A 26091-nucleotide genomic window follows, 5' to 3' on the forward strand; every position below is an offset into this window, starting at 1 on the left:
AACGCCATGCAACGTCTTGTCGACATCGCCCCCCCACAGGTTCCGCACATCTGGTCCCTGTTAAGCCAGATCCCGGACCCGGAAGTACCGGTGCTCACCATCACCGATTTAGGCATGGTGCGCAGCGTCACCGCGCAGGGCGAAGGCTGGGTGATTGGCTTTACGCCAACCTATTCAGGCTGCCCGGCGACGGAACACCTGCTTGGCGCCATCCGCGACACCCTGACGGCGCACGGTTATACGCCGGTGCACATTGTGCTGCAGCTGGAACCCGCCTGGACGACCGACTGGATGACCGCCGATGCGCGTGAACGTCTGCGCGCGTATGGCATCAGCCCACCCGTGGGGCACAGCTGTCATGCCCACGTTCCCGCTGAGGTGAGCTGCCCGCGCTGCGCCAGCACCGACACCTCGCTTATCAGTGAGTTTGGTTCTACGGCCTGTAAGGCGCTGTATCGCTGTAATACCTGCCGCGAACCCTTCGACTATTTCAAATGTATTTGAGGTTGTCATGACAACGTTTCATTCATTAACAGTGGCAAAAGTAGAACCCGAAACCCGCGATGCGGTGACCATCACCTTCGCGGTTCCGCAGGCGTTGCAGGAGGCTTACCGCTTTCGTCCCGGCCAACACCTGACCCTGAAAACCAGACTGGGTGCAGACGAACTGCGCCGCTGTTACTCCATCTGCCGGAGTAGCGCGCCGGGGGAGATCAGCGTCGCGGTTAAAGCTATTGAAGGCGGGCGTTTCTCCCGTTACGCCCGGGATGAGATCAAACCGGGCATGACGCTGGAGGTGATGGTTCCCCAGGGGCATTTTGGCTATCAGCCGCAGCCTGAACGGGAAGGTCACTATCTGGCGATTGCCGCGGGCTCCGGCATCACCCCGATGCTGGCGATTTTATCCGCCACGCTGGCCGCCGAACCGAACAGCCACTTCACCCTGATCTACGGCAACCGCAGCAGCCAGAGCATGATGTTCCGTCAGGCGCTGGCAGACCTGAAGGATAAATACCCGCAGCGGTTGCAGCTGGTTGCCATCTTCAGCCAGGAGCGGCTGGACAGCGACCTGCTTTACGGCCGTATCGACGGTGAAAAGCTGCATGCGCTGGCAAAAACGCTGATCAACTTCCGCCAGTACGACGAGGCCTTTATCTGCGGCCCGGCCGCGATGATGGACGAGGCTGAAGCGACCTTAAAAGCGCTGGGGATGGCCGAAAAATCCCTTCACCTTGAGCGGTTCAATACGCCGGGCACGGCCGTTAAACGCGCGGTGAGCGTGCAGGCGGAAGGCCAGAAGGTGATCGTGCGTCAGGACGGACGTGACCGCGAGATCGTCCTGACAGCGGATGACGACAGCATTCTGGATGCCGCCCTGCGTCAGGGGGCGGATCTGCCGTATGCCTGCAAGGGGGGCGTCTGCGCCACCTGTAAATGCAAAGTGCTGCGCGGCCAGGTGGACATGGCGACCAACTACAGCCTCGAGCCGGACGAACTGGCTGCCGGGTATGTGCTGAGCTGTCAGGCGCTGCCGCTAACCGCCGACGTGGTGGTCGACTTCGACGCAAAGGGGATGGCATGAGCGAACTCCTCGTTACCCGTCATGGCCGTGTGCTGCAGTTGACGCTCAACCGTCCGGCGGCACGCAACGCCCTTAACAATGCGCTGTTGACACAGCTTGCTGAACAACTGGAGGCCGCAGCCTGCGACAACACCCTCTCTGCCTGCGTGATTTACGGCAGCGAGCGCTGCTTTGCGGCCGGGGCCGATCTCAACGAAATGGCAGAAAAAGATCTGCCCGCCACCCTGAACGATAGTCGTCCTCATCTGTGGAAGCGGATAGACGCCTTCAATAAACCGCTGATTGCCGCCGTGAACGGTTTTGCACTCGGGGCTGGCTGCGAGCTGGCCCTGTTGTGCGACGTGGTGATTGCCGGTGACAACGCCCGCTTCGGTCTGCCGGAAATCACGCTTGGGATCATGCCCGGTGCGGGCGGCACGCAGCGCCTGATCCGCTGCGTGGGCAAATCGCTCGCCAGCAGAATGGTACTGACCGGGGAAAGCATTACGGCGCAGCAGGCCCAGCGTGCCGGTCTGGTCAGCGACGTTTTCCCGGCCTCGCTGACGCTGGAATACGCCCTGAAACAGGCGGCACTGATGGCGCGCCACTCGCCGCTGGCGCTACAGGCGGCTAAACAGGCGCTGCGCCAGTCGCAGGAGGTGCCGCTGCAGGCGGGTCTGGCCCAGGAGCGTCAACTGTTCACGCTGCTCTCGGCCACGGAAGACAGGCGAGAAGGCATCGACGCCTTCTTACAGAAACGTACTCCCGACTTTAAAGGACGCTAATTGTGGAATTTATTCTCAGTCATGTAGAGCAAGGCGTAATGACCCTGATGCTGAACCGTCCGGAGCGTCTGAACAGCTTTAACGATGTGATGCACCAGCAGCTTGCAGAATGCCTGAAGCAGGCCGAGCGCGATGAGACGATCCGCTGTCTGCTGATCACCGGTGCAGGGCGCGGCTTCTGTGCCGGGCAGGATCTGAACGACCGTAACGTCGACCCGAACGGTCCTGCGCCGGATCTGGGGATGTCCGTCGAGACCTTTTATAACCCGCTGGTGCGTCGTCTGGCTGCGCTGCCAAAACCGGTGATTTGCGCGGTCAACGGCGTGGCGGCAGGAGCAGGGGCCACGCTGGCGCTGGGGTGCGACATGGTGATTGCCGCGCGCTCCGCCACCTTTGTAATGGCCTTCAGCAAGCTGGGGTTAGTCCCGGACTGCGGCGGAACCTGGTTCCTGCCGCGCGTGGCCGGACGTGCCCGCGCCATGGGGCTGGCGCTGCTTGGCGACAAACTGAGCGCCGAACAGGCGCACGCCTGGGGAATGATCTGGCAGGTGGTGGATGACGACCAGCTCTCCAGCACGGCGCAGCAGCTGGCGCTGCACTTTGCCTCGCAGCCCACCTTTGGGCTGGGGCTGATCAAGCAGGCGATCAATGCCGCGGAAACCAACACCCTGGACGCACAGCTTGACCTGGAGCGCGATTATCAACGGCTGGCCGGACGCAGCGACGATTACCGTGAGGGCGTGAGCGCCTTTCTGGCGAAGCGCGCGCCGAATTTTACGGGGAAGTAAGATGCTGAACATTCGTACTGTCGCCGTTATTGGAAGCGGGACAATGGGCGCCGGAATAGCCGAAGTCGCGGCAAGCCATGGGCATCAGGTGATGATGTACGACATTGCCTCAGACGCCATTTCCCGCGCCATTGACGGCATTCGCCAGCGCCTGGCCACCCGGGTGACGCGGGGCAAACTCACTGAGGAGGCCTGTGGGCAGATCCTCGCCCGGCTGACTCCGGTCACGGATATCAGTGCGCTAACCGCGGCGGACCTGGTGATAGAAGCCGCCTCCGAGCGCCTTGAGGTGAAAAAAGCGCTGTTTGCCGAACTGGCGGAGATCTGCCCGCCGCAGACCCTGCTTACCAGCAACACATCTTCTATCTCGATCACGGCGATTGCGGCGGATATCCGTCATCCAGAGCGAGTGGCAGGCCTGCATTTCTTTAACCCGGCCCCGGTGATGAAGCTGGTGGAGGTGGTCAGCGGGCTGGCGACCTCGCCGGAAGTGGCCGACGCGCTGTATGAGCTGGCGCTGAACTGGGGGAAACAGCCGGTGCGCTGCCAGTCAACGCCGGGCTTCATCGTGAACCGCGTGGCGCGCCCGTTCTATTCCGAAGCCTGGCGCGCGCTGGAGGAACAGGTTGCAGCTCCTGAAGTCATTGATGCTGCCCTGCGCGAAGGCGGCGGTTTCCCGATGGGGCCGCTGGAACTGACCGATCTGATTGGGCAGGACGTTAACTTCGCCGTGACCTGTTCGGTGTTTAACGCATTCTGGCAGGAGCGGCGTTTTCTCCCTTCGCTGGTGCAGCAGGAGCTGGTGCTGGCGGGGCGACTGGGCAAAAAAAGCGGGAAGGGCGTTTACGACTGGCGCGGCAAATCGCCACCGGTGCCATGGCTCGACGCGGTCAACGACAGCTTTAGCCCAATGCGGGTTGAACGAAAACGTGACGGTGTCACGGAAATCGATGATGTGTTGCTGATTGAAACGCAGGGCGAAACCGCTCAGGCGCTGGCGCTGCGCCTCAACTGCCCGGTGGTGGTGGTTGATCGCATTGAGCGCGACGTGGCGGTGATTGCGTCGGCGGCCAGCAACCCGCATACCGCGACGCAAAAAGTCATCCGCTACCTGCAACAGCAGGGTAAGCGAGTGGTGCAGATTGCCGATTACCCTGGCCTGCTGGTCTGGCGCACGGTGGCGATGATTGCCAACGAAGCGCTGGATGCGCTGCAAAAAGGGGTCGCCAGCGAAAAAGATATCGATACCGCCATGCGTCTGGGCGTGAACTACCCGTCCGGGCCGATTGCCTGGGGCGAGCGGCTGGGCTGGCAACGTCTGTTAACGCTGCTGGAAAACCTGCAGCGTCATTACGGCGAAGAACGTTATCGCCCCTGTTCACTGCTGCGCCAGCGTGCGCTTCTGGAGAGTAGCTATGAGTCATAACGCCTGGCATAACGCCCGCACCATGTACGAACAGGATGCCTGCGCGCAGGCAATGGGGATGGACATTATCGACATGGACGAAGGTTACGCAGTGGTGACCATGACCATCACCCCGCAGATGCTTAACGGCCATAAAACCTGCCACGGCGGACAGCTCTTCTCGCTGGCCGACACCGCGTTTGCCTACGCCTGCAACAGCCAGGGGCTGGCGGCGGTGGCCTCTGGCTGCACAATCGATTTCCTTCGACCGGGCTTTGTCGGAGACAAGCTGACCGCCACCGCGCGGGTTAAGCATCAGGGCAAACTGACCGGCGTATATGACATCGAAATTCAGAACCAACAACAGAAAACCGTCGCTCTCTTTCGCGGAAAATCCCACCGCATCGGCGGCAATGTGACAGGAGAAGCCTGATGCGTGACGCATTTATTTGTGATGGGGTGCGAACCCCGGTGGGGCGGTACGGCGGGGCGTTATCCGCGGTACGCGCGGACGATCTGGGCGCCATACCGCTGCGTGCCTTGCTGGAGCGCTATTCGCAGCTCGACCCGGAGCGGATTGATGATGTGATCTTCGGCTGCGCCAACCAGGCGGGGGAAGACAACCGCAACGTGGCGCGTATGGCGTCGCTGCTGGCCGGGCTGCCGCAGACCGTCTCTGGCACGACGATCAACCGCCTGTGCGGCTCGGGGCTGGATGCGGTTGGCTTTGCTGCACGCGCCATAAAATCCGGTGATGGCGATCTGCTGATTGCCGGTGGCGTGGAGTCAATGTCCCGCGCGCCGTTTGTGATGGCGAAAGCCACTGCGGCGTTTCAGCGCCAGGCGGAGATCTTCGATACCACCCTTGGCTGGCGATTTGTGAATCCGCTCATGCATCAGACGTTCGGAACTGACAGCATGCCGGAAACGGCAGAGAATGTAGCTGAATTGTTAAATATCAGCCGTGCCGATCAGGATGCGTTCGCGCTGCGCAGCCAGCAGCGTACCGCCCGGGCGCAGCAAAATGGCGTTCTGGCGCAGGAGATCGTGCCGGTGCTGGTGCCGGGGAAAAAAGGGACCGTCACGGAGGTCTCTGTTGATGAGCACCCGCGCGCCGACACCACGCTGGCGCAACTTGCCGCCCTGAAAGCGCCGTTTCGCAAAAATGGCGTCGTTACCGCAGGTAACGCCTCTGGGGTGAACGATGGCGCCGCTGCACTGATTATCGCCAGCGAGCAGATGGCGCTCGCACAGGGGCTTGAGCCGCGCACGCGAATTGTGGCCATGGCCACCGCAGGCGTGGAGCCACGTCTGATGGGGCTAGGGCCGGTGCCCGCCACCCGTAAAGTGCTGGAGCGAGCGGGGCTCAGTATTAACGAGATGGATGTGATTGAGCTGAACGAAGCCTTCGCCTCGCAGGCGCTGGGCGTGCTGCGTCAGCTGGGTTTGCCGGACGATGCCGCACACGTCAATCCGAACGGAGGGGCCATTGCGTTAGGCCATCCGCTGGGAATGAGCGGTGCCAGGCTGGTGCTGGCCGCGAGCAATGAATTGCATCGACGCCACGGGCGCTACGCGCTGTGTACGATGTGCATCGGTGTGGGTCAGGGCATTGCCATGATCCTTGAGCGTGTTTGAGCGAACAATAATGTGAGTACCCTGCGATGATAAATACAACAAAGCTTGATCCGATCGAAACCGCGTCCATTGACGAATTACAGGCGTTGCAGACCCAACGTCTGAAATGGACGCTGAACCACGCCTATAACAACGTGCCGATGTACAAACGTAAGTTTGATGCCGCGGGCGTTCACCCTGACGATTTCCGCGAACTGGCCGATATTCGCAAGTTCCCGTGCACCACCAAGCAGGATCTGCGCGATAACTATCCGTTCGATACCTTCGCCGTACCGATGGAGCAGGTGGTGCGTATTCACGCCTCCTCCGGCACAACCGGGAAACCGACCGTCGTGGGCTATACCCAGGGCGACATTGACAACTGGGCCAATCTGGTGGCCCGCTCCCTGCGTGCCGCCGGGGGCAGCGCGAAGGACAAAATCCATGTGGCCTATGGTTATGGTCTGTTTACCGGCGGGCTGGGCGCTCACTACGGTGCCGAGCGTTTAGGGGCCACGGTGATTCCAATGTCCGGCGGCCAGACCGAGAAGCAGGCGCAGCTGATCCGCGATTTTAAGCCGGATATGATCATGGTGACGCCTTCCTACTGCCTCAACCTGATTGAAGAGCTGGAGCGCCAGATGGGCGGCGATGCCAGCGCCTGCTCCCTGCGCGTGGGCGTGTTCGGTGCCGAGCCGTGGACCCAGGCGATGCGTCATGAGATCGAAAAACGGTTAGGCATTACGGCGCTGGATATCTACGGCCTTTCGGAAGTGATGGGGCCGGGCGTGGCGATGGAGTGTATCGAAACCGCCGACGGCCCGACCATCTGGGAAGATCACTTCTACCCGGAGATCGTCAACCCGAACGACGGCACCCCGCTTAATGACGGCGAGCAGGGCGAACTGCTGTTCACCACGCTGACCAAAGAGGCGCTGCCGGTGATCCGCTATCGCACCCGTGACCTGACCCGTCTGCTGCCGGGTACCGCCCGCACCATGCGCCGCATGGACAGGATCAGCGGTCGCAGCGATGACATGCTCATTATCCGCGGAGTGAACGTCTTCCCGTCGCAGCTGGAAGAGGAGATTGTGAAGTTTGAGCATCTCTCTCCGCATTACCAGCTGGAGGTGAACCGTCGGGGGCATCTTGATTCACTTTCTGTAAAAGTGGAGCTGAAAGAGAGCAGTCTTTCGCTGACCCACGAACAGCGCTGTCAGGTCTGCCATCAGCTGCGTCATCGCATTAAATCGATGGTCGGGATTTCCACGGACGTCATGATCGTCAACTGCGGCAGCATCCCGCGCTCGGAGGGGAAAGCCTGCCGGGTGTTTGACCTGCGTAAAGTGGCGGCCAACGGTTGAATTATCCTCATTCTACGTTCCCTCTCCCACAGGGAGAGGGTGTATTGAGTTCCCTCTCCCTGTGGGAGAGGGTTAGGGTGAGGGTCTATCCAGGATTCGTATGCTATGATTCATCCAGGACAAAAACACCAACAGAATGAATCACATGAAACTCGACGCCTTTATTCAGCATGCGGTCAGTTCGGTTCCCATCAGCGGGACGTCGCTAATCTCTTCATTATACGGTGACGCGCTTTCCCATCGCGGCGGCGAGATCTGGCTTGGCAGCCTGGCCGCGTTGCTCGAAGGGATGGGCTTTGGCGAGCGCTTCGTGCGAACCGCGCTGTTTCGGCTCAATAAAGAGGGCTGGCTGGATGTCTCCCGCATCGGGCGTCGCAGCTATTACCGCCTGAGCGACAAAGGGCTGCGTTTAACCCGCCGGGCGGAGAATAAGATCTACCGCGCGGAGTTGCCCGCCTGGGATGGTAAATGGCTGCTGCTGCTCTCCGAAGGCCTCGATAAAACAACGCTTGCCGATGTGAAAAAACAGCTTATCTGGCAAGGGTTTGGCACGCTGGCGCCCAGCCTGATGGCTTCGCCCTCGCAGCATCTGGCGGATGTGCAGTCGCTGCTTCATGACGCGGGCGTGGCGGAAAATGTCATCTTCTTCGAAGCCCATTCACCGCTGGCACTTTCCCGCGCGGCGCTGCGTTCCCGCGTTGAGGAGTGCTGGCAGCTGACCGAACAGAACGCGATGTACGAGACGTTTATTCAGTCGTTCCGTCCGCTGCTGCCGCTGCTGAAAGAGGCGACGCCGGAAGAGCTTACGCCAGAGCGTTGCTTCCACATCCAGCTGTTACTGATCCACTTTTATCGTCGCGTGGTGCTGAAAGACCCGCTGCTACCAGAGGAGTTACTGCCTGCACACTGGGCGGGACAAAGCGCACGACAGCTTTGCATCAACATCTATCAGCGTGTGGCACCGGGAGCGCTGGCGTTTGTCAGCGAGAAAGGCGAAACCTCGGTGGGTGAACTGCCCGTGCCCGGCACGCTTTATTATCAACGCTTTGGTGGTCTTGCGACCGCATAAGGAGTGAGGATGCCTGTGTATCAAATTGACGGTCTGACGCCGGTGGTGCCAGACGAGAGCTATGTCCACCCGACAGCGGTGCTCATTGGCGATGTGATCCTGGGCAAAGGTGTGTATGTCGGCCCCAATGCCAGCCTGCGCGGTGATTTTGGCCGTATCGTGGTGAAAGATGGTGCGAACATTCAGGATAACTGCGTAATGCATGGCTTCCCGGAGCAGGATACGGTGGTGGAAGAGGACGGCCATATCGGCCACAGCGCCATTCTGCATGGCTGTATTATCCGCCGCAACGCCCTGGTAGGGATGAACGCGGTGGTGATGGATGGCGCGGTGATTGGCGAAAACAGCATCGTCGGCGCGGCGGCGTTCGTGAAGGCGAAAGCCGAGATGCCCGCTAACCATTTGATTATCGGCAGTCCGGCGAAAGCGATTCGTGAGCTGAGCGAACAGGAACTGGCCTGGAAGCAGCAGGGCACGCGCGAGTATCAGGTGCTGGTGGAGCGCTGTAAGCTGACGATGCATCAGGTGGAGCCGCTGCGCGAAGAAGAGCCGGGACGCAAACGACTGACGTTTGATGAGAATTTACGGCCGAAATCGGCGGTGTGAGCGGGGGGAATTAAGTTGGACTTAGAAACAGCGCGTTTAAAGCTTGAACCCTATCATGACGATCATTATGAAGGCTTGCGGGTGATGGATGGCGATCCCGGCGTGATGCGGTATATCAACCAGGGGATCGCTAAAACGCCGGAAGAGACCCGGGAAGGGATCCGACGCGTTCAGGCCCGTTGGGCAAAATACGGCTTTTCGTGGTGGGCGATTAAAGAGAAGGCGTCTGGCGAGGTCGTTGGCGCAGCATGTCTCCAGCATCTGGCTAACGTGGAGGGCGCCCCGCTGGAGATTGGCTGGCGACTTATTCCGGAACACAATGGCAAAGGTTACGCAACAGAAGCCGCTAAAGCGATTATTGCATTCGCGGCAGAACGGGTGGGTGCCACTTATCTGGTTGCGGTTGCCGATCCGGACAATGTCCCCTCGCAGCGTGTGATGCAACGGTTAGGTATGACGTTCAAGGCGATAGAAGAGCATTATGATGTGCCTTGTGTGGTGTATGAACTCAACCTTTAACATACTGCATGCAGATGATTGAAAGACTTTTGGGGGCTACTCTGTTTTTCGTAGCCACTCATTTTTGGTCAGCGAATAGAGTAGACTCGGCGGGGCATTCTCAACATCCAGAATCTCTTTGATATATTTTAATCCCGCTTTTTCAAGAACGTTTTGCGATGCGTGATGGTTCCTTCTCACGACCGCTGATATTTCCGTTAAGTCGATTACTTCAAAACCGTATTTGATCGCAGAGGTTGCAAATTCTGTCGCGAAACCTTTTCCCCATGCATCAGTGCAAAATCGATAACCCAGATTATTAAGACGGCTATCTGCAAAGTCACGAATTCCCAGCCCGCCAAAACCGATGATGCTATCTATATTATTGTGAAGTGAGATAGCCCAGTTTCCAAAACCATGGTTATTCCAGTGACCGATCCAGCGATTCAGGACCGATTGCGCGTAGTCAATGTCCGGGTAGGGACCAGCAGGGTTAAAGGTATTAGTCGCTGGATCGCCATAAATTTTGAAAAGTGCAACGACATCTGACTCTCTTACAGGGCGAAGATATAAACGTTTCGTTTCAACTTTCATCGTTGTCCTCCTGATGAGCGAGATCAGGTATTTGGTGTTCATCCAGGCAAACGGAGCTTGGTCTACAAGGCAGTCACCGTCGAACACCACGATATGATCCGGTTCTTCTTTTTCCAGCACTGCCCAGGCTTCATCATGCTGGCTGAGTAACTGTCAGCGATAAAGCAGACCCTCTTCAGGCTCATGCGTGTCCGGGTTAAATTCCGGCACGCTGATAGTATGCAGAGAGGAGCATGACTCCGGAGAGAGCCAGTGCAGCAACCGGGCACCAAACCCGTAGAGCTCCTGGTTGCCACCCTGCCACTGTGGAAATAAGATCCTGATGGTTTTTTTCGACTTGTCAGTCATGTTAACTCCCTGGTTTCAGCACAGCTGGTAATAACAATTAAAAACGCTCTTTTTCCTTAATGTCCGCAACCGGCGAAAGAATTTCGCCAGGCAGTTCGTGGAGTGGCAGACCGCTGCCGACTTTTCGTGGCCAGTCAGGATTGGCAAGCGCAGCCTTGCCAATGGAAACAAAGTCTGCCCCCATACCCAGAAGCTTTTCTGCCGTTTCACCGTCATCCAGCCCACCGTTAGCAATTATTATGGTCTCCGGAGCGGCTTCACGGGCAAGCTCAACAAGGCTCTTGTCGCTGTTCTCGAATGCAGGTAGCCAGGATTTGTATTCGGTCACATGGATATAGTCCACGCCGGCATCGGCGAGCAGACCGAAGATTTTCCTGGCACCGGGCTCACCTTCTTTCCATTTATGATGAAAATCGTTTACTTTTCCCTGCGAAATCCTGACGCCCAGCGTCTTTTCTGCGCCAATTTTGCCGCGTACGGCACGGATAACTTCCAGCGTAATGGCCAGCCGGTTTTCCAGGGAACCACCCCATCCATCAGTTCGCTGGTTGGTATAGTCTGTCAGGAACTGGTCAAGCAGATATCCGTTCGCAGCATGGATCTCAACCCCGTCAAATTTTGCATCACTGACGGCACGCTCCGCGCTGTCGGCAAAACTGGAGATGATGTCGCGGATCTGCTCTTCACTGAGTGCCCGGGGAGTGCGGTATTCTCCGGAACCATAGTAGAACTCAAGTTGCTGCCCTTTAGGTTGTACGGCGGAAGGACCGGCAGAGCCCAGACGGTAGATATTTTTCTGAGACAATGCGCCGGCATGAATGAGCTGGGCTATGACCCGAGCACCACTCTGATGCGCTTTTTCGACAATATTTTTCCAGCCGCAGATCTGTTCTTCATTCACGATGCCTGGCTGAAACGCATAGGTCTGTGACCACGCCTGATCAATGTAGATCCCCTCGGTGATGATGGCGCCGAAACCTCCCCGGGCAAAGCGGGAGTAATAATCCTGCATCTTTTCACCTGGTACGCCGGTTTCAGACGCAGAGATACGCGTCATAGGAGCAACCATGATGCGATTGCGGAACAGAGTGCGGTTAATAAATGTGGCTTCGAATAATGATGCGTGGCGCATGGCGACTCCTCGGTAACAATTATAATAAAAATAATTATAATGCCGTTATCCTGAACGTTATACTGGTAAGAAATGCATCACTGTATAACGGAAATGGATATAATGAATCTTCGGGACGTCGAACTGTTCACCGTTCTTGCAGAAACCTGCAATCTTTCTCAGGCCGCACGCAGACTTGGCATGAGCGCGATGAGCGTGTCGCGACATCTCGCCCAGTTGGAAAAGGATTTAGGTGCGCGTCTGTTTCAACGCACGACACGCGCGGTGTCGCTGACAAGTGAGGGCGAAGAGTTTCTTCCCTATGCCAGAACCATGATGGAAGCAGAGCAGGGCGCGCGGATTATGTTCAGCGAGGAAGCTGGCGGGGCAACAGGTCTCTTGAGGATCACGGCACCCTCCGGCATCGGTCGCCGTTACATACTTCCCCTGCTGCCTGAACTCATGGAACGGAATCCGAAGATGAAAATCGACCTCAACCTCAGCGATGACGTGGTGGATATCGTGGGTCAGGGATACGATGTGGCCATCAGGGTTGCCCCGCTCAGGGATTCGAACCTGATTGCCCACAGACTCAGCAGCAACCCCCGGGTCCTCTGTGCCTCACCTGCTTATCTGTCCCAGCACGGGATTCCCACCACTCTGGCAGAACTGACCAATCATCAGTGTTTGAGAACGGCAATGGTGTCTCAGTGGACATTTATGAAAGATGGGAACCTACTCAGTCATTTATTTGAGCCACGGTTCATTTGTAACAATGTAGAAGGTGTCCGAAGTATGTGTAAGGCAGGAGCGGGCCTGGCACAACTAACAAAAGCAGATATTCACTCTGAACTGGCAACCGGAGAACTCGTCGAAATAACACTTAGTGATGCGGAATGCCACATGCTGGCAATATGGGCGCTGTTTCCGACAAAGCGCTACCTGCCATGCCGTGTTACTGTCTTCCTTGATGCTTTAAAGTCATCCCTGAAAAACCTGATGTTATGAACAAAAAGTTTTTCCTTTTTGCAGCAGGCGAAGGATTTGTGATGTCCGCTCCTCGCTCAAGCGGACACCCACCGACAGCGTAGATTCTCTGAAATGGTCTCGAATAAGCAGAGTGAAAACTGTTATTTCACGGATATCACACCATCGCAGACTTCCGTAAAACAATTCAATACACCTTTTCAGTGCATAAACCGCTCCGAAAGCCGATCCCCGAACAGCATAATGGCCAGCCCGATCAGCATAACCAGCATTCCGCTTAGCTTCAGTATCGAGACTGGCCGCCTCATTGCGCCCAGCAGACCAAAATGGTCAATCACCTGCGATGAGAGTAATTGCCCGACAATCGCCAGCCCGAGCAGGGCTGAAAAGCCGATCTTCGGTGCAAGCAATACGTAGCTGAAGAGGGCACATGCCCCAATCAGGCCGCCCGTCAGACTCCACCGTGGTTGAGACGGAATGGCCGCAAGTGTGGTGAATAATCCCCCGCGCAGCAGCGAGTAAATTCCAAGACTGAATGCACCGGCAGCAAAAGAAAACAGCGCGGCCGTCACCGGATCACCGCCGAGTCCTCGTGCGAGCTGGCTATTCAGCGTCGTTTGCAGGGTGATCCCAAGACCGGCGGCAAACGCGATGAGGTAATAGATCATCTGTTTCATCCCTGTCAGTGTGCCTGCACCAGCGGCAGAAAGATTTCGGCAAACATGTCAGGCTCATATCCGGCGGCGGCAAACAGGTGCTCTCGCGATTCATCAACCACTGCACGCAGGCGCGCGCTGTCTACGCCCAGGACTTTGCCGTTCTGCTTGACGATACGCCCACCGATCATGACGGTATCGATATTGCTGCGCTCTGTCGCATGTACCACCGTGCCAAAGGCATTCCCGGATGGGTAGAGATTGATGTCGCTGGTGTTAATCAGGATCAGGTCGGCCTGTTTGCCAGGCGTCAGGCTGCCAATTTTGTCCTGCAACCCTGCGCAGGCTGCACCATCGACCGTCGCCGCTTTAAGGAGTTGCGCTGCCGGGAGCGTTGTCAGCGAATGAGGGGTATCGCAGCACTGCTGCTGATGCATCCCTATCACCCGTTGCAGGTAAAAGGCCACACGCATTTCCATAAACATGTCCGTACTGTAGGACGTTTCGTTATCAACGCTAAGGCCAGGGTTGATACCATGGCGCAGGGCTGACTGGATGGCAAACATCCCGTCTTCGATACCATAGTGCGCATCAGAGCGTGGGCAGACGTTCACCCGCACACCGGCTTCACGCAGGATCTTCCATCCCTCGTCAGGCAGCGCCGTGCAGTGATTAAAAATATTGTCCGGGCCAAGCAGGCCCTGTTGATGCAGCGATGCAAGCTGTGAGGCCATCTCTGCACCAAAGAATTCCGTGACGATAGGCAGTCCCAGCCTGCGGGCTTCGGCCCACAAGGCGGGCTCCAGTTGGGCCATCACACCCAGAGAAACGAGGCTGTCAGGGTTGTTCTTAAAATACTTCTCCTGCAGGCGCTGCCAGTTACCCGGCCAGTGGGCTCTGTCCCAGTCGCCTGATACTGGCGCACCGGAGGCATGGATGGCACGAATACCTGAATCAAGCAGCGCCTCAACGGCGGCGTCGGAATGCGCAGCGGTGCGGCTGTTATGCGAGTTATCAATAATTGTCGTGATGCCCGCGTCAATCGCGCCCAGGGCTGTCAACAGGTTACCTGTGTAGATATCTGAAGGGCGATAATATCTGGCAAAAGAGAAGTGTGTGGCGTTGCTGTAGTCGTCCAGACAAGTGGCATTAGGGTTGATGCGACGCAGCTGTCCTTCCCACGCGTGACGGTGAGAATCCACCATCCCCGGTATCGCAATCATGTTTGTGGCATCTATGATACGGGCGCCCCGTGCGTCCAGGTTCTTCCCTACAGCGGTAATGGTTGAATCTGTAATAAGAATGTCCCCGTGTTCAATATTCCCCACGGTCTCGTCCATGCTGAGGATTGTTGCACCACGGATCAGTGTTGCTGGCGGTGTGAACGTTGCATTACTAACAATATTTCTCATGTAATCGGTCATATTCGATATCTCTTTCCTGATAAACAGGAAAAAAGTACGTCACTCTATTAACGCGAAAAAGATGCTCAAACTGTTTTTATTATTCATAATCTGCGAATAATCGGGTGAGAGGAAAAGGGTATGGATCGTCTTCAGGCAATGCAGATTTTTACGCGGGTGGCGGAAGCCGGGAGCTTTGTGCGCGCGGCAGAAACGCTTTCATTGCCTTCATCCACGGTAACCAGCACCATTAAAAACCTTGAAAAGTATCTGCAGGTGCGCCTGCTTAACCGCACGACCAGACGGGTGAGTCTCACCCCTGAAGGGGTGCAGTATCTTGCGCAGTGCCGGGACATACTGTCGTTGATCGAGCATGCGGAATCCAGCCTGACGGATTCCGTGAGACGGCCACAGGGCCGGTTGCGGGTAGATATGCCTGCCGGGATTGCCCACTTCATCGTCATGCCCAATCTGCAAGACTTTTATCGGCGTTACCCGGATATCTATCTGATGACTGGCGTAAGCGACCGGCAGGTTGACCTCGTTCAGGAGGGTGTCGATTGCGTGATCAGGACAGGGGAGTTGACCAATTCCACGCTGGTTGCGCGTCCGCTGGGCAGGTTTCGTTGGATCACCTGTGCCTCTCCGGACTATCTCAGGGAGTATGGTGTGCCACAGTCACCAGACGAGTTATCCCGGCATCGGGCGATCCACTATTTTTCGGGTCAAACCCGGCGTGCAGACGAACTGCGTTTCCAGCAGGGTTCTGCGTTGCGGTATGTCTCTGTTAACGGCCAGACGGCCGTTAACGAAACGGGGCTCTATATCAAAATGTGCCTTGAGGGTTACGGGCTGGCGCAGCTTGCTGAGAATGTTATAGCTGAGCACCTTGCGCAGGGCACGCTGGTGGAGATCATGGCCGACTGGCAGCCACCGCCAGTCCCGGTCACGTTACTGTATCCTCACCAGCGCTTTCTTTCTCCCGCCGTACGCGCCTTTGCTGACTGGATAGATGAACTCATCTGAGAGAGTCGTGTGGTGAACGTCCTCTTTACACAATATTTTTTTTCAGAAACTCACGGATAACAGGAACGATTTCCCTGCCATGGGTTTCCAGCGCGAAGTGGCCAGTGTCATAGAAGCGAATGTCCGCATCAGGAAGGTCGCGTTTCCATGCCAGCGCGCCTGCTGGAAGGAAAAACGGATCGTTCTTACCCCAAACCGCCAGCAGAGGTGGCTGATACTCACGGAAGTATTCCTGGAACACAGGATACATGGCCACATTTGAGGCGTAATCCAGCACCAAATCGAGTTGAATATCCGCATTGCCCGGCCGCGAGATGTGTAGCCCTTCCAGGGTGTACCCATCGGGTGAAACTGAACTCGTGTCGGCAACGCCTTCAAGGTATTGCCATTTAATTGAATCTGGTGTCGGGAAGTCATGCAGGGCAAGCCGATTCTGCTCTGTGGGTTCGTGCCAGTATCGTTGAATAGGCGCCCAGCCTTCCCCCAGACCTTCCTCATAAGCGTTACCGTTCTGGGAAATAATTGCGGTCACACGCTCCGGATGCGAGACAGCGAGACGCCAGCCTACCGGGGCACCGTAGTCGTGCACCATAAGCGCATAAGTGCTGAGCTTGAGATGTTCGGTGAACTGCTCAATGGTTTTCGCCAGCTGATTGAAAGAATAGGAATACTCACCTCTTGCTGGTGCTTCAGTAAAACCGAACGCTGGCAGATCGGGCGCAATGACGTGGTAGCTCCCGGCAAGGGCAGGTATCAGGTCGCGGAACATGAATGATGAGGCTGCAAAACCGTGAAGCAGCAAGATCGTCGGCGCCTCTGGATGTCCCGCCTCGCGGTAGAAAATTTTGACGTTATCCACCTGTTCATGGCGGTAATAAACCGGACTGGCGACAGTGCCATCATACGCAGAGTCGGCAAGTGCCATGTTGGAGATTGATTGAGAAGTAGTCATGAAAACCTCGTGTAACCGTTATAATTTGAATTTGAAGGTTACATGATATTTTGGTAACCTGACAAATAAAATTTAGGGGTTACATATAATCATGAGTTCTGAAAACACAAATTCTGCTGCCCCGTTACTGGGTGATAACCTGGCCCTCGATTTCATCAACACTGAGTATGTCGTGGATGGAAAACGTCATGACTGTTTTATCGATGATCAAAGTGTTGCTGGCTGGCTGATAAGAGTCGGGTTATTGCCTGACATTAAGGATCAGCAGATCCCTGATGGACTGCTTATTGAGGCTCGTGAATTTCGCGATACTGCAAGGAATGTTGTGAACGCAGCCATGAACAGCGTTCCGGTCGATCTGGCTGTAATCAACCGGGTACTGGAAGTTGGTCGCCCAATCAGCAAGCTTGTATGGGATGGCAACATGCAACAATACCGGGTTGCGGTTTATAAAAGCACTGGAAGCCCATCAGGCCTGCTCTGGCCGATTGCCGATGCCCTGGTCAATCTGGTTAGCAGCGATAAGTTTGAATACGTTCGTCAGTGTGAGGCTCATGACTGCATTTTGCTGTTCCACGATCTGAGTAAATCGCATCGCCGACGCTGGTGCAGCATGGCAACCTGCGGCAACCGTATGAAAGTCGCTGCATTCCGTTCCAGAAAGAAACCTTAGTGAGGTAGATAACAGCGCTTATGATGCCGCAAAGGAGGCTAAAGCGGTGAAACGTCATCCACGACATGTTGGAAAACGTAAGGATCAGAAAGCAACTCGAACGCATCGTCGTCCGGGTAGGTGACTGCCACGTGATAGTTTTCTCCGGCAAATGCCTTCACTGCATCCAGGTCCTGCCAGTAGGTAGCCAGAAAGAAATGCTCCCAGTTACCCTGACTTTCCCTGCGCACGAATGCGCCTTTGTTTCCCGGTATGCTCCTTGAGTGCTCCACACCGGTTTTTTCAAGGTGTTTGGCAAATCCTTCTGCATGTTTAAGCGGGACACATCCGTGCCAGGTTCTTACAATCATTAGCTTTTTCTCTTTAGTGGCAAAAAGAGAACCATACCATAGTTCCTTATCCCTGGCAGGCTCCGCCCCGTCATATATCACGGGGCGGATTTGGCGGTCCATCCAAACAAATATCCGCGAATTCCGACGTGGAGGTGACGCTGGTGACGCCTGCAGCGGGGTGGAATTTCTTTATCTACCTCAACTCGCGTGGCTACTACATCATGCCGCTGCTGGTGTGTATTCCTTTTCTGCTGTTTCCCGCATGGCTGTCCATCCGCATCGCTATGCGCCCGTGGAACAACGTCGTGAATGAAATTGCCTCGCGCGCGCCAGAAGATCTCTCTCCGTTAAAGGCTGTGCCAACGCACCGGGAGCTTAGCCAGATGGTGAATGCGATTAATCAGTTCCTTGCCAGGGTGCGAGAAAGCACGGAAAGGGAGCGGGTATTTATTGCCGATGCCGCTCACGAGCTGCGCACGCCGCTGGCGGCGATGCGAATCAATGTGGAGGCGTTGCAGGCCTACGTCAGCAGTGATAACCAACAGGCGCTGCTTGCAGGGATTATTCGCAGCAATAGCCGGGCGGCGCGTCTGGTTAATCAGCTTTTGCTGATGATGCACAGCGAAGCAAGCGTGGATACGGCGATGGAGCCGGTGCCGCTTACGACGCTCATCCAGGAGCGCATGGCGGTGCTGGCACCGCTCGCCGCGGAACGCAATATTGAGCTTGAATTCTACGCTCAGGAAGAAAGCTGGGTGAGCGGTGTCAGAGAACGTCTGATGTCGCTTATCGATAATGTGATTGAAAATGCCATCAAATACAGCCCGCAAGGCGGGCGGGTGGCGGTCGATCTCTTTTCGGCGGAGACGTGCACTCAATTCAGCGTCTCCGATGCCGGGCCGGGTATTCCGGTTGCGTTGAGGGAACGGGTGTTTGACCGGTTTTTCCGCGATCCGAATCAGGTGCAGAACGGGAGCGGGCTGGGTCTGGCCATCGTTAAAGCGGTGGCGCAGCAGCACAACAGCAGCGTGAGCCTGAGTACCTCTGCTGACGGTGGGCTCAGGGTGACGGTGGATTTCCCCAACCCGGCGTTTGCCTGAAGAAAACGGGAGGGTGATCCCATTTCGTGCGCGATGGAAACTCTTTTTTACGGGGCGGGTCAAAGTAGATAGCTTCAAAATAATTACGGTATTTGTTATATTGTTGCTTATTGATTATTCACCTCTGCGGTGCCAAAAAGAATAAGATTCACCGCAACCCAGGATACGTAAATGTTAGATTACCGCTTCCCGACAGCTTTGCAGATGGTTCTCAGCGTAGCGATGGCGGAGCAATTGGGTGAACGTTCGACGAGTGCGATTCTGGCCTATGGCCTGGAAGCGAATCCGAGCTTCATCCGCAAACTGATGGTTCCCCTCACGCGTGACGGTATTATCGTCTCCACGCTTGGTCGCAACGGCTCGATTCACCTTGGCCGCCCGCCGGAACAGATCACCCTGCGTGATATCTACCTTTCTGTCATAGAAGATAAAAAGCTGTGGGCGTCGCGCCCCGACGTACCGGCGCGCTGCGTGGTGAGCGCGAATACGTGCTGGTACTTTAAATCCATCGCTGAAGAGGCCGAGCAGGCGTCACTCGCGGTCTTAGCCGGTCATACCGTGGCAAGCGCGCTGGAAGAGCTCAAGAAAGCGGATACCAGCGGGTGCGATCCGGTGCCCGAACTGATTGCCCAGTACAAGAAAGCGCATTAATGGCTGCATAAAAAAACCGCCTTCATCGTGAAGGCGGTTTTTTGTTATCTGCAGCGTATTACGCGGGCAAGACCTCTCTTTCCACTTTGCCGCGCGTGACAAATTTACGCAGCGTCACGTAAAACACCGGCGTCAGGAACAGGCCAAACAGCGTTACGCCCAGCATACCGGAGAATACCGTGATCCCGGTGACGCCGCGCACTTCTGCACCCGCACCGTGGCCGAGGATGAGCGGGATGGTCCCGGCGATAAAGGCGATGGAGGTCATCACAATCGGGCGTAAACGCAGGCGGCACGCTTCGAGCGCCGCTTCCATTATACCTTTGCCCTGGATTTCCAGCTCGCGGGCAAACTCCACGATAAGAATCGCGTTTTTACACGCCAGCCCCATCAATACCACCAGACCCACCTGCACAAACACGTTGTTATCACCGCCGGTCAGCCAGACGCCAAACAGGGCAGAGAGCATCGTCATCGGCACGATAAGGATCACCGCCAGCGGCAGCGTCCAGCTTTCGTACAGTGCCGCCAGGACCAGGAACGCCAGCAGAACCGCGACCGGGAAGACGATTAACGCCGTGTTCCCCTGAGTGGCCTGCTGGAAGCTCAGATCCGTCCACTCGATATTCATCCCGTTCGGCAGGATCTGCTTAGACATCCCCTCCAGTTGCGTCATCGCCTCGGTAGAGGAGAGGACGCGCGGATCGGCATCGCCAATCAGGTCCGCCGCCGGATAGCCGTTGTAGCGAATCACCGGATCGGGCCCGTAAGTGGTACTGATATTGACCATACTGCCAATCGGCACCATCTCACCCTGGTTATTACGGGTGCGCAGATTCGCAATATCTTCCACGCTGTCGCGGTACGGCCCGTCGGCCTGCGCCATGACGCGCCAGGTGCGGCCGAACTGGTTAAAGTCATTCACATAGGACGATCCCAGATAGGTTTGCAGCGTCCCGAACAGATCGGTCAGCGACACGCCCTGGGCTTTGGCCTTATCCCTGTCGACCTGCACATCCAGCTGCGGAACGTTCGCCTGGTAGGTGGAGATAGGGAAGTGCATTCCCGGCGTCTGCATAATTGCACCCGACATGGTGTTCACCGCGTTTTGCAACGCACCGTAGCCCAGACCGGCCCGATCCTGGATGTACAGCGAGTAACCCGACCCCTGACCCAGCCCCAGAATAGGCGGCGGCAGAATGGAGAAGCCAAAGCCCTGCTGGATTTGCGCGATTTTGGCGTTGATCTCGGCGTTAATTTCCGCCGCCGTGTGTTTACGCTGGTCAAACGGTTTCAGGCCAAAGAAGACCGTCCCGGTATTCGGCGTATTGGTGAACTGCAGCGCATTCAGCCCCGGGAAGGCGACCGCATAATCCACGCCCTCGGTGTTCATACCGATTTCGCTCATTTTGCGGATCACTGCATCGGTACGTGCCAGCGATGAGCCTTCCGGCATTTTCACGCCGCCAATCAGGTACAGCTTATCCTGAGTGGGAATAAACCCGCCGGGTACGGCTTTAAACATTACGCCTGCAGCACAGAGCAGCAGCACATAGACCACAAACACCGCACCGCGTCGTCCGAGCGTTTTGCCCACCAGCCCCTGATAACCGTTCGAGCTACGGTGGAAGAAGCGGTTAAACGGACGGAAAATCCAGCCGAACAGGCGATCGATAAGCCGGGTAGGGAGGTCCTTCGGCGCGCCGTGCGGCTTCAGGAGCAGGGCGGCCAGCGCGGGCGAAAGCGTCAGCGAGTTAATGGCGGAGATCACCGTTGATATCGCAATCGTCACCGCAAACTGCTTGTAGAACTGACCCGTAACCCCAGAAAGAAACGCCATCGGCACGAACACCGCGCACAGCACCAGCGCAATCGCGATAATCGGCCCGGAGACTTCACGCATCGCCTGATGCGCTGCCGCCAGCGGCGCAAGCCCCTCTTCGATGTTTCGCTCGACGTTTTCCACCACCACAATGGCATCGTCCACGACGATACCGATCGCCAGCACCAGCCCGAACAAACTCAGGGTGTTAAGCGAAAAGCCCAGCAGGTAAAGAATGCTGAACGTGCCCACCACCGAGACCGGCACCGCGATCAGCGGAATGATCGACGCACGCCAGGTTTGCAGGAACAGAATGACCACCAGTACAACCAGCACCACCGCTTCCAGCAGTGTCTGCACGACCGCGCGAATGGAGTCACGCACGAACACCGTCGGATCGTAAGGCGCCGCCCATTTCATGTCTTCCGGGAAACGGGTAGACAGTTCTGCCATTTTAGCGCGCACCGCGTTCGACAGATCGATGGCGTTGGCCCCCGGCGACTGGAAGATACCAATCCCGACCGCGTCTTTATTGTTGAGCTGGGAACGCAGCGCATAGCTGCCGGAGCCCATTTCAATACGCGCCACATCGCGCAGGCGCACCAGCGAGCCGTCCTGCGCCGTTTTCAGGATAATATTGCCAAACTCTTCTTCGGTATGCAGACGACCCTGCGCGTTAATGGAGATCAGGAAATCGCTCTCTTTCGGCAGCGGCTCGGCGCCCAACTGTCCGGCGGACACCTGCACGTTTTGCTCCTGCATTGCCGTTACCACGTCCGAGGCGGTCAGGCCGCGTGCCGCCACCTTATTTGGATCCAGCCAGACGCGCATCGCGTATTCGCCCGAGCCAAAAATCTGGATTTGGCCGACGCCGGGCAGACGCGCCAGTTCATCCTTCACTTTCAGCGTGGCGTAGTTACGCATATAGAGTGAATCGTACTTACCGCCGGGCGAAAACAGATGCACCACCAGCGTCAGCGTCGGGGACTGTTTCTGGGTGGTGATACCCAGACGGCGCACGTCTTCCGGCAGGCGCGCTTCGGCCTGTGACACGCGGTTTTGTACCTGAACCTGGGCCTGATCCGGGTCGGTTCCTGGGCGGAACGTGACGGTGGTCACCAGAACGCCGTCGGAGCCCGCGACGGACTTCATGTACATCATGTTTTCAACGCCGTTGATTGCTTCTTCCAGCGGCGTCGCCACGGTCTCTGCAATCACCTTCGGGTTGGCGCCGGGATACTCCGCACGCACCTGCACGCTTGGCGGCACAACGTCAGGGTATTCGCTCACCGGCAACAGCGGGATGGCGATTAAGCCTGTGATAAAAATCAGTATCGACAGCACCGCGGCAAAGATTGGCCTGTCGATAAAAAAGCGGGAAAAGTCCATGGGTCGGATTCTCAGATAAGGGATCAGTTAAGGGCGGCGCGGGTGGTCATGGCAACGGTTTTCGCGTTAACCGGCATGCCCGGCATAAACACTTTTTGTAAACCGTCGACGATGACTTTATCGCCTGGCTTCAGCCCCTGCTGGACGATACGTAAACCGTCGGCCAGACGCCCTGGCGTAATATCACGACGCTGCGCTTTACTCTCTTTATCAACGACATAGACATACTTACGATCCTGATCGGTCAGCACCGCTTTGTCGTCGATAAGCGTGGCCTGGAACTCCGCGCTGCCCGGCAGGCGGACGCGGGCAAACAGTCCCGGCGTGAACTGACGCTGTGTGTTATCCAGCAGCGCGCGCATGCGAATGGTGCCGGTACTTGGCGTTAACTGATTATCAAGAAAATCGACTTTGCCCTGATGGGGATAGCCATCCTCGCCCACCAGCCCAATCTCAACCGGTAGCGCCTGGTGAGTGCTGGCGGCACCTTGCCCGCTGAGGGCGAGTTTTTGATAGTGAAGGTAGGTTGACTCATCCACGTCAAAGTAGACGTAAACCGTCTTCTGCGAGACCAGCGTGGTGAGCACGCTGGCGCTGTCACCGGCGGTAACGAGGTTCCCGCTGGTGATCAACGCGCGGCTGGCGCGCCCGTCGATAGGGGCGGTCACTTTAGTGAAATCCAGGTTCAGCTGCGCGGCATCCACCGCCGCCTGTGCGGCGCGAATGTCGGCCTGGGCCTGGACGGCAGCAGCGCGGCGCTGCTCCCACTCTTCACGTGAGACCAGATGGGTATTGACCAGTTTATCGGTACGGTTTGCCTCGCTTTGCGCCAGACTGGCCTGCGTTTTGGCTCTTGCCAGCGCTGCCTGCGCCTGTTCCAGCGTGGCGCGATAGGTTCTGTCATCGATCGTGAACAATACCTGGCCTTTTTTGACCTCCTGACCGTCGGTGTAATTCACTTTATCAATGTAGCCGGAGACGCGAGGGCGGAGCTGTACGCTTTCCACCGCTTCGATCCGGCCATTAAAGCTATCCCACTGGCTAATGGATTTGACGACCACATCAGCGGCGCTGACGGTGGGCGCTTGTGGCGCGGCATTTTGCGCGACACCCTCGTCGCACCCGACGAGCAGGGCGGAGAGTAACACCGCGCCCAACGCGTTCAGATGAAAATTACCCCAGGTTTTTTGCAGGCTCATTATTTTTATTCCGGTAGTTGTAGCCGCCGGGCAAGACGCAACGGGGGACGCCGCGCCACTTCCTTTGTCCGGGCTGGCTTAAGGCCATTTGTGCCGTTCATCGCCACAAAACTGTAACAATTGTGAATACACTATCGCGGCGATTGTAGGTAGGCGCTAAATTTAGTGCAAGAATAATTGTTGCACTTTATGTGCTATTTGTGGCCGGGGAAAAAGGCGCGTTTTCGGCAGGGATTTAAATGCAACAATAAAACTTGCATTTAACATCAAAACGGGCCATCTTTAAATGCAACAAACAAAGGTGCTTTTTACTACGTGGCGTGTGGGGGAGAAGATGGACACTGGCGCATTTATTCATGATCTGCTCGACTGGATCGATAACAACCTGGATAGTCGTCTGGACATTGAGACCGTATCAAAGCGTGCAGGCTATTCAAAATGGCATCTTCAGCGGATCTTCAAAGAACACACGGGTTATCCTATTGCCGAGTATATCCGTGCACAGAAACTTCAAAAATCGATGGAGCGGTTAACCCATAGCGATGAGCCGATCCTGAACGTGGCGATTGCGTTGGGCTTTGACTCCCAGCAGTCTTTCAATCGCAGCTTTAAGCGTCAGTATGGTCAGGCGCCGGGGGCATGGCGTCGCAGCATTGTCAGCCCGAAAACGCAGCATCTATGCCGAACATCCCCCTAGCCTGGGCGGGAACCGTTTTGCTCCCGCCTGAGGGGGTAATGTGCGGGGTTAACTGTTTATAAAGGCGAGAAGATCGGCATTGACCTGATCGGCATGTGTCGTTGGGATACCGTGAGGCGCGCCTTTATAGGTATGCAGGGTTCCGTTCTGGACCAGCTTGACTGACATCGCGCCGGAATCTGCATACGGCACCACCTGATCGTCATCCCCATGGATGACCAGAACAGGGATGGATATCCCTTTGAGGTCTTCCGTGAAGTCAGTCTGCGAGAAGGCCACAATCCCATCGTAATGCGCCTTGGCGCTTCCCATCATCCCCTGACGGTACCAGTTATAGATGACCGCTTCGGAAGGCTTCGCCCCCGGGCGATTAAATCCATAGAACGGTCCCGCGGGCACGTCATAATAAAACTGAGGACGATTCGCCGCCAGCTGGGCCTGAAAATCATCAAACACTGACTTTGGCGTACCCTGAGGATTACTCTCCGTCTTAACCATCAGGGGCGGTACAGCACTGATCAGTACGGCTTTGGAAACTTTGTCTTCACCGTGCCGGGCGATATAACGCACCACCTCACCGCCGCCGGTTGAATGCCCGACATGCATCGCACCCTGTACGCCAAGATGTTCTACAACGGCGGCCACATCGTCAGCGTAGTGATCCATATCATGGCCGTCCCACACCTGATCTGAACGACCATGACCGCGACGGTCATGGGCCACAACGCGAAATCCTTTATTGACGAAGAACAGCATCTGGGCGTCCCAGTCATCACTGCTTAGCGGCCAGCCGTGATGGAAAAAGATCACTTTCCCGTCTTTTGGACCCCAGTCCTTGTAGTAGATATTGACGCCATCGCGAGTTGTTACATAACCCATGATTATTCTCCACTCAGATAGACAGATTGCATGAAAGGCAGAAATGAAATGCGGTATACGGCCCGACTCCGCCGCGAATTAAGAAGTGTAGTTCATACGCTGGCCGTCTGGGTTAAGGCTCACCCACAGGCGGGCAGAGTGGGGCAGCGGTAAGGGGGACGGACAGAAAATAAATTTTAGCTGCAACCTACACCGTGAAGGGTTATACTGTATATAAATACAGTTAAAGGGGCGCATCATGGCGGTTGAAACAAAATATGTTGTTGTAAGAAAAGGTGAAGAGAAAATGACATTTGCCAGTAAGAAAGAGGCTGACGCGCACGACAAACTGCTCGACATGGCAGACGCGTTCACCGACTGGCTGCTGCAAAGCGGACTGCAGATGGACGAAACGCAGGCTGAAGATCTGGGGCTGTATCTCGCCGAGCAGAAAGAGGCCGTGCAGCATATTCTGCGTACCAGCAAACTGCCCGATCTCAACGCTGTAACCGACAAAACAGAATCTGATGAGGCTGGCAGTAAAAAAATCCGAGCCGTGAAAGCTGCCTGACAGGGACATTTACGGTGGAAAAACAGTCG

At 56.5% G+C, this 26091-nt stretch carries 27 protein-coding genes and 1 pseudogene; 18 read left to right on the top strand and 10 right to left on the bottom strand.

The window, feature by feature from the left end; genetic code table 11:
* Positions 1 to 6 precede the first annotated feature (6 nt).
* The 11 genes from paaD (at position 7) to PUZ33_RS02035 (ending at position 9714) form a co-directional block, all read left to right on the top strand.
* Positions 7 to 504: a 1,2-phenylacetyl-CoA epoxidase subunit PaaD gene (paaD, locus tag PUZ33_RS01985; RefSeq protein ID WP_013096759.1), complete on the top strand. Its 498-nt coding sequence runs from the start codon at positions 7 to 9 to the stop codon at positions 502 to 504.
* Between the two features lie 7 nt (positions 505 to 511).
* Positions 512 to 1582, top strand: a complete 1071-nt coding sequence (paaE, locus tag PUZ33_RS01990) for a 1,2-phenylacetyl-CoA epoxidase subunit PaaE (RefSeq protein ID WP_058680407.1) — start codon at positions 512 to 514, stop codon at positions 1580 to 1582.
* Positions 1579 to 2346 (top strand): 2,3-dehydroadipyl-CoA hydratase PaaF, encoded by a 768-nt coding sequence (gene paaF, locus PUZ33_RS01995; protein ID WP_058680406.1) that lies wholly within the window; start codon positions 1579 to 1581, stop codon positions 2344 to 2346. The genes paaE and paaF overlap by 4 nt, the downstream gene beginning before the upstream one ends.
* Positions 2346 to 3134 carry a 2-(1,2-epoxy-1,2-dihydrophenyl)acetyl-CoA isomerase PaaG gene (paaG, locus tag PUZ33_RS02000; protein WP_028028069.1) on the top strand — a complete coding sequence of 263 codons (789 nt, stop codon included), beginning with the start codon at positions 2346 to 2348 and terminating at the stop codon, positions 3132 to 3134. Before paaF ends, paaG begins: the two co-directional genes overlap by 1 nt.
* A gap of 1 nt (position 3135) precedes the next feature.
* On the top strand, positions 3136 to 4560 hold the full coding sequence (gene paaH / locus PUZ33_RS02005; protein WP_058680405.1) for a 3-hydroxyacyl-CoA dehydrogenase PaaH: 1425 nt from the start codon (positions 3136 to 3138) through the stop codon (positions 4558 to 4560).
* Positions 4550 to 4972, top strand: coding sequence for a hydroxyphenylacetyl-CoA thioesterase PaaI (paaI, locus tag PUZ33_RS02010; RefSeq protein WP_013096754.1), 423 nt, complete (start codon positions 4550 to 4552; stop codon positions 4970 to 4972). The genes paaH and paaI overlap by 11 nt, the downstream gene beginning before the upstream one ends.
* A complete protein-coding gene (gene pcaF / locus PUZ33_RS02015) occupies positions 4972 to 6177 on the top strand; it encodes a 3-oxoadipyl-CoA thiolase (protein WP_058680404.1) in 1206 nt (401 codons plus the stop codon). The genes paaI and pcaF overlap by 1 nt, the downstream gene beginning before the upstream one ends.
* 26 nt (positions 6178 to 6203) lie before the next feature.
* Positions 6204 to 7520 (top strand): phenylacetate--CoA ligase PaaK, encoded by a 1317-nt coding sequence (gene paaK / locus PUZ33_RS02020; protein ID WP_020688186.1) that lies wholly within the window; start codon positions 6204 to 6206, stop codon positions 7518 to 7520.
* 136 nt (positions 7521 to 7656) lie between these two features.
* Positions 7657 to 8589 carry a phenylacetic acid degradation operon negative regulatory protein PaaX gene (gene paaX / locus PUZ33_RS02025; RefSeq protein WP_029883661.1) on the top strand — a complete coding sequence of 311 codons (933 nt, stop codon included), beginning with the start codon at positions 7657 to 7659 and terminating at the stop codon, positions 8587 to 8589.
* Between the two features lie 9 nt (positions 8590 to 8598).
* A complete protein-coding gene (gene paaY / locus PUZ33_RS02030) occupies positions 8599 to 9195 on the top strand; it encodes a phenylacetic acid degradation protein PaaY (protein ID WP_029883660.1) in 597 nt (198 codons plus the stop codon).
* Positions 9196 to 9210: 15 nt separating this feature from the next.
* Positions 9211 to 9714, top strand: a complete 504-nt coding sequence (locus PUZ33_RS02035; protein ID WP_058680402.1) for a GNAT family N-acetyltransferase — start codon at positions 9211 to 9213, stop codon at positions 9712 to 9714.
* 36 nt (positions 9715 to 9750) lie between these two features.
* On the opposite strand, the gene PUZ33_RS02040 is transcribed toward PUZ33_RS02035, so the two are convergent.
* The 3 genes from PUZ33_RS02040 to PUZ33_RS02050 all read right to left on the bottom strand — a co-directional run bounded on the left by PUZ33_RS02040 (position 9751) and on the right by PUZ33_RS02050 (position 11767).
* Entirely contained in the window at positions 9751 to 10287 is a 537-nt protein-coding gene (locus PUZ33_RS02040) for a GNAT family N-acetyltransferase (protein ID WP_058680427.1), read from the bottom strand.
* Between the two features lie 153 nt (positions 10288 to 10440).
* Positions 10441 to 10635 carry a hypothetical protein gene (locus PUZ33_RS02045; RefSeq protein WP_058680401.1) on the bottom strand — a complete coding sequence of 65 codons (195 nt, stop codon included), beginning with the start codon at positions 10633 to 10635 and terminating at the stop codon, positions 10441 to 10443.
* A gap of 37 nt (positions 10636 to 10672) precedes the next feature.
* Complete coding sequence (locus PUZ33_RS02050) at positions 10673 to 11767, bottom strand: oxidoreductase (protein WP_058680400.1); 1095 nt, start codon at positions 11765 to 11767, stop codon at positions 10673 to 10675.
* Positions 11768 to 11860: 93 nt separating this feature from the next.
* Here PUZ33_RS02050 and PUZ33_RS02055 point away from each other — a divergent pair, with 93 nt between their 5' ends.
* Positions 11861 to 12754 (top strand): LysR family transcriptional regulator, encoded by an 894-nt coding sequence (locus tag PUZ33_RS02055; protein WP_260471374.1) that lies wholly within the window; start codon positions 11861 to 11863, stop codon positions 12752 to 12754.
* A gap of 179 nt (positions 12755 to 12933) precedes the next feature.
* Here PUZ33_RS02055 and PUZ33_RS02060 read toward each other — a convergent pair whose 3' ends face one another.
* The gene (locus PUZ33_RS02060) at positions 12934 to 13401 is read right to left on the bottom strand and encodes a DMT family transporter (RefSeq protein WP_205247002.1); all 468 of its coding nucleotides are present in this window, start codon (positions 13399 to 13401) and stop codon (positions 12934 to 12936) included.
* Between the two features lie 14 nt (positions 13402 to 13415).
* Entirely contained in the window at positions 13416 to 14813 is a 1398-nt protein-coding gene (locus PUZ33_RS02065; RefSeq protein ID WP_058680397.1) for an amidohydrolase family protein, read from the bottom strand.
* 120 nt (positions 14814 to 14933) lie between these two features.
* Here PUZ33_RS02065 and PUZ33_RS02070 point away from each other — a divergent pair, with 120 nt between their 5' ends.
* A complete protein-coding gene (locus tag PUZ33_RS02070; RefSeq protein WP_058680396.1) occupies positions 14934 to 15818 on the top strand; it encodes a LysR family transcriptional regulator in 885 nt (294 codons plus the stop codon).
* 25 nt (positions 15819 to 15843) lie between these two features.
* Here the strand turns inward: PUZ33_RS02070 and PUZ33_RS02075 are convergent, their stop codons facing one another.
* Positions 15844 to 16743 carry an alpha/beta fold hydrolase gene (locus PUZ33_RS02075; protein WP_058680395.1) on the bottom strand — a complete coding sequence of 300 codons (900 nt, stop codon included), beginning with the start codon at positions 16741 to 16743 and terminating at the stop codon, positions 15844 to 15846.
* A 118-nt stretch (positions 16744 to 16861) separates the two neighbouring features.
* Between PUZ33_RS02075 and PUZ33_RS02080 the strand changes: the two genes are divergently transcribed.
* Positions 16862 to 17443, top strand: a complete 582-nt coding sequence (locus PUZ33_RS02080) for a CGNR zinc finger domain-containing protein (protein ID WP_058680394.1) — start codon at positions 16862 to 16864, stop codon at positions 17441 to 17443.
* Between the two features lie 38 nt (positions 17444 to 17481).
* On the opposite strand, the gene PUZ33_RS02085 is transcribed toward PUZ33_RS02080, so the two are convergent.
* A complete protein-coding gene (locus tag PUZ33_RS02085; RefSeq protein ID WP_040023203.1) occupies positions 17482 to 17793 on the bottom strand; it encodes a hypothetical protein in 312 nt (103 codons plus the stop codon).
* Positions 17794 to 17906: 113 nt separating this feature from the next.
* On the opposite strand from PUZ33_RS02085, the pseudogene PUZ33_RS02090 reads away from it, so the two are divergent.
* Positions 17907 to 18875 (top strand): annotated as a pseudogene (locus PUZ33_RS02090) (sensor histidine kinase); the annotation flags it as partial.
* A 171-nt stretch (positions 18876 to 19046) separates the two neighbouring features.
* On the top strand, positions 19047 to 19526 hold the full coding sequence (locus PUZ33_RS02095) for an RrF2 family transcriptional regulator (protein WP_013096741.1): 480 nt from the start codon (positions 19047 to 19049) through the stop codon (positions 19524 to 19526).
* Positions 19527 to 19584: 58 nt separating this feature from the next.
* Here PUZ33_RS02095 and oqxB read toward each other — a convergent pair whose 3' ends face one another.
* Positions 19585 to 22737, bottom strand: coding sequence for a multidrug efflux RND transporter permease subunit OqxB (gene oqxB / locus PUZ33_RS02100; protein ID WP_014831781.1), 3153 nt, complete (start codon positions 22735 to 22737; stop codon positions 19585 to 19587).
* A gap of 23 nt (positions 22738 to 22760) precedes the next feature.
* Positions 22761 to 23936 carry an efflux RND transporter periplasmic adaptor subunit gene (locus PUZ33_RS02105; protein ID WP_013096739.1) on the bottom strand — a complete coding sequence of 392 codons (1176 nt, stop codon included), beginning with the start codon at positions 23934 to 23936 and terminating at the stop codon, positions 22761 to 22763.
* A 334-nt stretch (positions 23937 to 24270) separates the two neighbouring features.
* Here PUZ33_RS02105 and PUZ33_RS02110 point away from each other — a divergent pair, with 334 nt between their 5' ends.
* On the top strand, positions 24271 to 24633 hold the full coding sequence (locus PUZ33_RS02110; RefSeq protein ID WP_023620848.1) for a helix-turn-helix domain-containing protein: 363 nt from the start codon (positions 24271 to 24273) through the stop codon (positions 24631 to 24633).
* 48 nt (positions 24634 to 24681) lie between these two features.
* Here the strand turns inward: PUZ33_RS02110 and PUZ33_RS02115 are convergent, their stop codons facing one another.
* Positions 24682 to 25512: an alpha/beta fold hydrolase gene (locus PUZ33_RS02115; protein WP_020688164.1), complete on the bottom strand. Its 831-nt coding sequence runs from the start codon at positions 25510 to 25512 to the stop codon at positions 24682 to 24684.
* A 238-nt stretch (positions 25513 to 25750) separates the two neighbouring features.
* Here PUZ33_RS02115 and PUZ33_RS02120 point away from each other — a divergent pair, with 238 nt between their 5' ends.
* The gene (locus PUZ33_RS02120; RefSeq protein WP_038419338.1) at positions 25751 to 26062 is read left to right on the top strand and encodes a YebG family protein; all 312 of its coding nucleotides are present in this window, start codon (positions 25751 to 25753) and stop codon (positions 26060 to 26062) included.
* The last annotated feature ends 29 nt before the right edge of the window (positions 26063 to 26091 follow it).

The organism is Enterobacter cloacae complex sp. 2022EL-00981, from assembly GCF_028737495.1.
GTDB lineage: Bacteria > Pseudomonadota > Gammaproteobacteria > Enterobacterales > Enterobacteriaceae > Enterobacter > Enterobacter cloacae.